The following is a 1115-nucleotide window of genomic DNA, read 5'->3' as shown; positions in this document are numbered from 1 at the left end:
CCTCGACCCGAGCCTGTGGATGACGCCAACGCGACGGCGGCCCCGAGCACCAGAGTGGTCGGGTGGCCCGGCCTCCGCTCCCCGTCGAGCTCGCGGCCGGGCCGTTCACCGTCGCCCGGGCGCGGGCCGCCGGCCTGCGCGCCTGCGACCTGCGCGGGCGCGGCCTGCATCGCCCGACCCATGCGGTGCGCGTGCTCGCGGAGCCCTTCACGGTCGGTGACCGCGCAGCCGCCTGGTCGGCGGGCCTGCCCGCGGATGCCGTCTTCTCCCACCGGACGGCCGCCGTGCTGCTCGGCCTCCCCCTGCCGGCACCGCTCGAGAGCGACCCGGTCCTCGACGTGATGCGCCCGTCCGACCGCACCCCGACCCGGCGGCGGGGGTGTCGCGGGCACCGGGGTCTGGAGACACGCCGCGTGGTGCTGGTCGACGGCCTGCGGGTGACGAGCCCCGAGGACACCTGGTGCGACCTCGGTGACCTCGTCGGGCACGGGCTCGACGTCGACGACCTCGTGGTGGTGGCCGACGCCGTCCTGGCCCGGTCCGGTCGCGACGCGATCGGCACCCTGCGGGCGACGCTCGACGCGCGGGTGCGCCCCCGCGGCGCGTCGGCGCTCGCGCAGGCCCTGGGGCTGGCGCGCCCGGGGGTCCGCTCCCCACGCGAGTCGCGGGCGCGGCTGATGTTCGTCCGGGCCGGGTTCCCCGAGCCCGAGGTGAACGCCGTCGTCACCGACCGCGCCGGCGGATGGCTCCTCGAGGGCGACCTCGTGTGGCGCGAGCAGCGCGTCGTCGGCGAGTACCAGGGAGCGGTGCACGCCAGCCGGCGCCGCCGCAGCGCCGACGCGCACCGCAGCGGCCTCGCGCGCGACGAGGGCTGGACCCTCCTCGAGCTGTGGTCCGAGGACCTCGACGCCGGTCCCCGTCGGCGCACCACGCTGCTGCGGTTCGCCCGCGCCCTCGGGCTCGACCCCCGGGTGCTGCACCTCGGGTAGGCGGGCGACGCCACCTCACGACGAGCAAACCCGTCCTCCCGCGGACGAGGTCGCGCGACATGCGCACGACCGGGCCCCCCCCACCGCCGGTCGCCCGACCACGCCCCCGGGGGCGCGCCCCGCGCG

General features: G+C 78.7%; 1 protein-coding gene. It reads left to right on the top strand.

What is annotated here, in order from left to right; genetic code table 11:
- The first annotated feature begins 62 nt into the window (after positions 1-62).
- The gene (locus JQN70_RS18575) at positions 63-989 is read left to right on the top strand and encodes a hypothetical protein (protein ID WP_204132878.1); all 927 of its coding nucleotides are present in this window, start codon (positions 63-65) and stop codon (positions 987-989) included.
- Positions 990-1115 lie beyond the last annotated feature (126 nt).

It is taken from the genome of Phycicoccus sonneratiae (genome assembly GCF_016887965.1).
GTDB classification, from domain to species: domain Bacteria; phylum Actinomycetota; class Actinomycetes; order Actinomycetales; family Dermatophilaceae; genus Phycicoccus; species Phycicoccus sonneratiae.
Note: the sequence above shows the minus strand (reverse complement) of the source record. Positions and strands in the feature narration are given on the sequence as shown.